The organism is Acinetobacter sp. TY1 (assembly GCF_048551395.1).
Taxonomy (GTDB): domain Bacteria; phylum Pseudomonadota; class Gammaproteobacteria; order Pseudomonadales; family Moraxellaceae; genus Acinetobacter.
In genome coordinates this window covers 1-7,115 of the sequence record NZ_JBLYZK010000053.1, presented here as the reverse complement: position 1 = coordinate 7,115, position 7,115 = coordinate 1, and the positions used below count along the sequence as shown (strand labels likewise).

The 7,115-nt window shown below is 36.8% G+C and carries 6 protein-coding genes; 4 read left to right on the top strand and 2 right to left on the bottom strand.

Annotated elements, in window-relative coordinates; all coding sequences use genetic code 11:
* Positions 1-55 precede the first annotated feature (55 nt).
* Together ACK2M2_RS16040 and ACK2M2_RS16035 are read left to right on the top strand one after the other, a co-directional pair.
* Positions 56-991 carry a replication initiation protein gene (locus ACK2M2_RS16040; RefSeq protein WP_419349861.1) on the top strand — a complete coding sequence of 312 codons (936 nt, stop codon included), beginning with the start codon at positions 56-58 and terminating at the stop codon, positions 989-991.
* A gap of 109 nt (positions 992-1,100) precedes the next feature.
* Complete coding sequence (locus ACK2M2_RS16035; RefSeq protein ID WP_419349859.1) at positions 1,101-2,036, top strand: AbiJ-NTD4 domain-containing protein; 936 nt, start codon at positions 1,101-1,103, stop codon at positions 2,034-2,036.
* A gap of 91 nt (positions 2,037-2,127) precedes the next feature.
* Here ACK2M2_RS16035 and ACK2M2_RS16030 read toward each other — a convergent pair whose 3' ends face one another.
* On the bottom strand, positions 2,128-2,664 hold the full coding sequence (locus tag ACK2M2_RS16030) for a GNAT family N-acetyltransferase (RefSeq protein WP_419349857.1): 537 nt from the start codon (positions 2,662-2,664) through the stop codon (positions 2,128-2,130).
* Positions 2,618-2,971, bottom strand: a complete 354-nt coding sequence (locus ACK2M2_RS16025) for a hypothetical protein (RefSeq protein WP_419349855.1) — start codon at positions 2,969-2,971, stop codon at positions 2,618-2,620. Before ACK2M2_RS16025 ends, ACK2M2_RS16030 begins: the two co-directional genes overlap by 47 nt.
* 494 nt (positions 2,972-3,465) lie before the next feature.
* On the opposite strand from ACK2M2_RS16025, the gene mobC reads away from it, so the two are divergent.
* Entirely contained in the window at positions 3,466-3,954 is a 489-nt protein-coding gene (gene mobC, locus ACK2M2_RS16020) for a plasmid mobilization relaxosome protein MobC (protein ID WP_419349853.1), read from the top strand.
* Positions 3,938-6,457, top strand: coding sequence for a relaxase/mobilization nuclease domain-containing protein (locus ACK2M2_RS16015; protein ID WP_419349851.1), 2,520 nt, complete (start codon positions 3,938-3,940; stop codon positions 6,455-6,457). Before mobC ends, ACK2M2_RS16015 begins: the two co-directional genes overlap by 17 nt.
* Positions 6,458-7,115: the final 658 nt, after the last annotated feature.

Below are 7,115 nucleotides of genomic sequence, written 5' to 3'. Positions count from 1 at the left end.
TGCAAAAATAAATCGATATGATATAAAAAAACTACTTCTTGCGGAATGTAGTTTCATGGATTATAAAAAAACCTACCCTGTATCTTGGGTTGTTATGCAGAATACGATTCAAGAGTGCTTTAAAAGCATGAGTATTGATGAAAAACGCTTATTAATTCTTGCTAGCCCTATAGCTCGGACAATTGATGCAACTGAAAAAGATGCAATCACCATAACATCTGAGAGCTTTGCAAAAGAATGCGGTATAAAAACCAACTCAGCGTATTCGCAAATGGAAGAAGCGAGTAAAAATCTGTTAAGACGTTATTTTTCCTATGGTGATAATAAGAAAAAAATCTACTGTAACTGGGTCATTAGAGCAATATATGAGAATGGTTCAATATCCATATGCTTCCCAGAGGAAGTTCTTTTGATGCTCAAAGAGTTCGACAAATTAAATCCTTACACTAAGTACAAAAAAGACATCGTACTCAGTCTGAAAAAAGACTACTCGTTCGACCTATATCATTTAGCAAAAAAATATCAAGCTATGGGACAATTTGAAATGTCCTTAGAGCATATAAAAACTGAGTTAGGCTTGCCAAAGTCCTACGACAAGCTATGTAATTTAAAAGACCGTGTAATTAAGCCTTCATTAGATGAAATTACAGCTAATACAGACATTGAACTCACTTATGAAAACGTTAAACAAGGGCGGTCTGTGGTTGGTTTTAAATTTATTGTTAGAGAGAAGCCTAAGCCAAAACTCATAGCACCTGAAAGAGATATCAATACCGTTGATCTATTCTGCAATATGTCAGATGCTCAAATTAATAAATACAGCACTATTTTATCTAAACTTGCTGACCTTTCAGACCTCAGTAATTTTCCTGACTATCCTTCTTTTGCGATTTGGATTAGTGGGATTTTACGAGATCCAAAAAGTGTAAGGGAAGAAACAGCTAAACGAATTTTGGAAGCTTTACATCAAAAAACAGATTTCAAACCATGAAATATGTAATAGATGCTAATAACTAAATTTTCTTAACTATTTGTTAAAACATTGATTTTTACTCATGCAATAATAGTGTAAGAGAATATTAAAATTATCTGCGAAGAAAATGATCCCTTTATATACCCAAAGAACATTTGGTTCAAAGCCAAGAATTAATGATGAAATCACTCTTCCATTATGGAAAGGTATAATCGCATTTTTAGAAAAGATGGAACAAAAGAACTTCTTTGCAGAGTCATATCCCGAAGGCTGTATGGATAATCAAACAGATATTTGGAGTACTGATACTAATAAGCTCAGTGATGAGCTAGAAATCTACACTGAATTAACTTGGCCCTTAAAAACAACTAAAGAGTCAGATAATTACTTTGAGGATAGTCAGCCATATATTCCAACAAAATATGAAATTTTCGATACTTTAGAGCTTCTTTTCCAAAAAATATCCACACCATCAAATGGTTTCTATCATACCTTCTGTCGCCATCATCACTTAAATTTTACAAACGACAATGTTGCTAAGACAGAGTTTAGCACCCAGATAAATGATCTGTTTAATGCAAAAGGTATGATTTATGAGTTCAATCCAATCAATGGGCATGTTGAAACTATCGTAGGTGAAGAAACAAAACAACTTATAAATAATGCACTAGCTGGCAAGATGATGGATGCTCAATATAAAGGCATGTTAGAGACTGCTTGCATTCAGATCACAAACTTTCGCATAGATATAGCTTATCAGGGACTTGAAAAACTATGGGATGCCTATGAGCGATTGAAATGTTACTTTGACCCCAAAAATCAAAAGGAAAAGAGTATTTCAGCATCTCGTATAGTTGCACTGTTTGGCGACAATTTATTATTCCAAACAGAGGTTAATGAAGAAATGCGTAAACTCACAGAACTAGGTAATGCTTTACGAATTCGTCATTCTGAAACATATCAATCAACATTAACTAATCACAAGCAAATTCATTACCTGTTTAGGCGTTGTTTAGCATTAATCGTGCTCATACAAGATCAGATTGTTACTTCTAATATGTGAAAGCTAGCAACAATATTATTGGTTTAGTTATCTTGCTGAAACACAAGTGAGAGGGACTTCTTTCTAACAACAGAAGTCCCAATCATAATAATTACTTCAGTGACTCAACGAAGACCAATGAGTTCGAGTGTCTTTCAAGACCTTGCTTTTTATAAAATGCTGCTGAAATTTCATCTGCCGCATTTAAATATAAAATCGAACATAGTGGGTGATCTTTTGCAAACTCTTTACTTTGTGAAATTGCTTCCATCAACAAGATTTCGCCAAAATCTCTTTCGCGATACCCTATATCAACTGCTAAGAAACTGATTTCAATAGCTTCTGTTCCAGTTGGTAGATTTAGCTTATTTTTAAAACTATTGGGCAAATTTGGGACATGCTTCAGAATGATAAAACCAACAATTCGTTCAGGTGATACTAAATATAAAACCGAATATGGGCGTCTTTTACGTAATTCTTTATCAGGTACAATTTTTATAAATGCTTTATAGATGTTTAAATATTGTTCTTCTAGCTGAAAATCTTTACGGCTATTAAGTTGGATGGGACTCAACTCATCAAAAGTACATAATTGAAAATTATTATGCGAAGAGCTTTCGGCGAGTTGATTTGTAGGTGATTCCTGCATTGTATTTCTTTCCTTCTAACTGCTCTAATTTCTGCATAAGAACTTTATTATCAGAAAATTTAGAGGCTAATTTTGTATGTAACCATGCAAGCTCTTCTTCAGATTTAAGACTAAGTAGAGAAATATCTTCAAAATAGATATCTACTAAAGCCTGCTTTAAAATCGCTTGCTCCATATATTTACTGATGGATAAACCACCATTTTTTGCTGCACGGGCAACTACGTCATATACAGCTTTATCAACGCGGGTTGTCATGCGAGAGATACTGCTATCTCGTTGTTCCTGTGGTGAAACATAAGTTTTCATAAACTATTTCCATAATAAGTTTTTGACTGTAATAGCATTGACTGTTGACTTTGTCAGATACCAGTTTACTAATGACATCAAAAATTTTCATAACTGCCAAAAAATAAGCAGACAATTTGCCACATATACACAGTATATAAAAGTAAATTTAAAGTCAAATATTTTTTGGCGTCACATAAAATATAAATTTCTAGATACACTCAGATAAGATTAGCTTTTTTATTTAGCATAAAATTCCTCATACAAATTCTAGTTATCGCTCCCTAATAAACCCTTTTTATGATCTCCTTATGAAAATATACATAGATATAGTAGAGTATGATCAAAGAGAAATATGCTATAAGCAAGCCTACCTGTATATACAAAATTCTTCGAATTCTGATATACAGGGACTTGTTAGGGGATTCCCCCTAAGACCCCAAGCCCATCACAGATGGGCAAGTCAACAAAGTTGACTTAAAAGCAAAAGCTTGTGATGTGAATAGGATGGGAATATGCGAACTAAAAATAAAATTTTCAGACTTACCGAGCTACAGCTTGAGCAATTGGAGAAGCACCTTAAAAAAGAAGGGACGACTTTTACAGACTTCATTCACTCTCTGATTCAACGTGAAGTTATGCAAGATGCCGTCACGGTTAGACAGCCCACGGAAGAAGAACTAAAACCACGGACCAAAATCAAAACAGTGATTGAAGTGATCAAACGCTATCAAAATACTGACCCGAATGTATTGCTAGAGCTATCCAAAATCGGCAACAACGTGAACCAAATTGCACGAGCGTTGAACGTGATCAAAAATGCAGATCCGCAAGAACAACGTAAGTTAGATATTTTCAGCATTTTTTCAGTTTTAAAAGGCATTCAAACCGAGTTAGAACACCTATTCCCTGCACTTCCCAAAATCAGCAGACAAAGCCCAGAACGGCTTAAAAAGCAATTGTCTTCGGTACAACTGGCTGAGGAGGATGAAAGTGCATATTAAATTTCTAAATCACGGCAAAGGATCTGCTGCACACGCTTCAGCGTATGTTCTAGATAAGCTTGATCATCTTGGCAATGTTCGGGCAGGGGTCGAGGTTTTAAGAGGTGATGCGACTACGTTTAATGCCGTTTGTGATGCCAGTCCTCATTTGTGGAAATACACCAGTGGCGTGATTGCATGGTCAAAAGACGATGCACCGACAGACGAGCAGCTCCAAGAGGTTTTAAACGACTTTGAAAAACATGCTTTTTCTGGACTAGATCCCTCTCAGTATCACCTTTTTGCAGTGCTACACACTGATGATGACGGCTCAAAGCACATCCACGTTCTAGCACCACGCCTTGATATACAAAGCGGTAAATCACTGAATATTGCGCCCCCTGGTCATGAAAAGCATTTTGATTCACTGCGGGACTACTTCAACACAAAATATCAGTGGTCACGTCCTGATGATTTGCTTTTGACGCAGACCACACAAGAGCCGAATCACATTGCCAAGCTCAATGCCCAAGCAAGAAGGATTTTTGAAGATGAAGATTTTACGAATCTGACTAGATCACAGTTCAATAAGGCAATGGATAACTACGTTAGAACACTTTTAAAAACACAAACTGTAAAAAATAGAGCTGAGATTGTGAGTCATATCGAGCAACTTCGAGGTGTGGCATCAGTCAGAGCAGATAAAACTGTCACTGTCATTTTCGAAAATGGCAAAAGACGTAGACTCCCGGGTGATTTTTATCATGAACAATTCGAAATTGGACTTTATTCAGAGCGTCTCAGAGCAGCAGCAGAAAGCAGACCAACTCCAGAACAGCTTGAACAAGCTATCAGAGACGCTGAAAGCATTCGAGATGACTATCGAGCAAAGCGAGGAGCCTATCACTCAAAACAGCACCCGTTTACAGCAAGTCCAGCGGACGACAATGGCCCTCAAATCGCACCTAAGCTCGATATTGACCGAAATAGGCAATCTATCGCCGCAAGCCCTGAAAGAGACGACAGCGAGCTACAAAGCTCAAATAGACGCATTGTCAACTCAGTTAGCAAATATAGATATTGCGGAAATCTCAAACGTGAAATCGAGCATAGATTCGTTTTCAGTCTCACTTCAAAACATCCAAGCGACAATAAACCGTCAGTTACAGGGCATCAAGATCGACCAAGAGAGTCTAGAGAAGTCTATTCAAACTCAAGTACAGCAAGTCATAGCGAGCCAAAGCAAGCAAATCAACAGTCAGTTTCAGAGCCTTTTGACGGAAAAATTGAACAGCCAGAGAGCATTTCACGGACTACTTGGGATAGCGATATTCGCAGTGTTGATTCTTTTAATCAGTTTTTATTTCGCCTTTCAAATCAAAAGCAATCTGAAAACTATCGAAGCACAAAAGCAAATGATCCAACAGAACGCACAAGCAATCACCAATCAAGTCAACTATTTGAACAGCCCACGGAGATAAGGTATGCAGACCGAAATCGACCATTTTTTGACAGAGCAAAACAACTTATTGATGCAACAAAACAGCTTGTTAGCGGAGCAAAACAAGGTTTTGAGTCAACAAGTCGATTCATTAAAGACCATCTTGACCGGCTACAGCGAAATAGAGCAGGAATTACAGGACAAAATCAGCATTTTGCAGTCGGAGAAACAGGCACAACAAGCCTTGATCTCGGCACTCAAAGGCGAGTTATCCAAAATCGAGCAGGGGAGTTTTTCGCAGGATTTACAGCAAAACTTTCAAAGCAACTTAATGAGCCAATTACAAACGCAATTAACACAAGCCTTAAGCCATCTGAACTTAAGCAATATTGTGAACAGTATGGTGAGCACAGAACTCAGACCTATTCGACAGAAAATTACAGCTCAACAGACAGATCTAGAACAGGCTCTCTTGAAGCTCTCGCAACTCAAAGTATCAACCAGTATAGACGAAGACTTGAAGACTCAAGACAAGCGACTACAGCAGTTAGAAACAACGCTTGGCAGCTTAATATCATTGATCAAAAGTTTGAACAACTAACTGAGTTAGTCAAAAATATTAGGATAAAACCGCAACTGGCATCAGAGTTTAAGCTCAGGTATGACGGGTATTATCCTGATTATAATATCTGCCATGAGAGACTTTCTAAAAAAGAAGATGAGCTATACAGAAGCAAAAGCCAGTTAGGCATTATCGACTGTATCGCTGAAAAGGCAGACAACTTGAAGCAGTATACATCTCGTGCATCGAATAGCCTCAGTAGTTATGACTATGAAAAAATTGAAAAGATCATTAAAAATGATGAAATCATGCTCAAATATTTAAACTGTGAAATCATTTTAGAGCCACAAAATGATCGTTTTAAGTCTCAAAGACAGGCATATCAAAACTGTTTAGATAGCTTTGAGGGCATAAAAAGCTTAATTGCAGAGAAAAAAGCCCCTATTGCTGAAAAACATTTTTCACAGCCAAGCCCAGAACCTGAAAACAAATCACAACAGAGCCGTGATTTTGATTTCTAATCTAATTCAGCAAAACAGTAATCATAGGGGGAATGAACGATTTATCGTTATATCGCTCACACTCCGTTCGCTTTGTTTTTCTCTTTTGAACCAAACAGGTTTAAACCGAACGAGTGTCTACGAGTGAACAGACACCATTAAAATTTCTGCAACGCCTTTTCTCTGATTACAAGCTCCCTTGCGATTTTAAACGGTAAGTACAGAGCATCCCGAATGGGTGCGAACTTTGGAGCTTTTGCTTTTAAAAAAGTATGAGTGAAGCGAATAGATCAGTAATGTTTTTGATTTTGCTTTTGCTCTTGAAACGACACGAGCGAAGCGAGTGCCATAGCCGTTGATTTTGCCTTTAAATCTCTTTTATTCTTTTAAAAAGCTTTTAAATACTTTTAGACACCCTTCTAGACCATATAGAGTAAGGCTTTCAAACTTTAAAAAACTACAAATGGCATGAACTAAACTACAAATGGCATGATTTTGGCACATTAGAAACTACAAATGGCATGATTAGAAACTACAAATGGCATGAACTAAACTACAATATACTCAATGTAGTTTTATGTTAAAAAACTACAAAAATCGTGTGCAAAAATAAATCGATATGATATAAAAAAACTACTTCTTGCGGAATGTAGTTTCATGGATTATAAAAAAACCTACC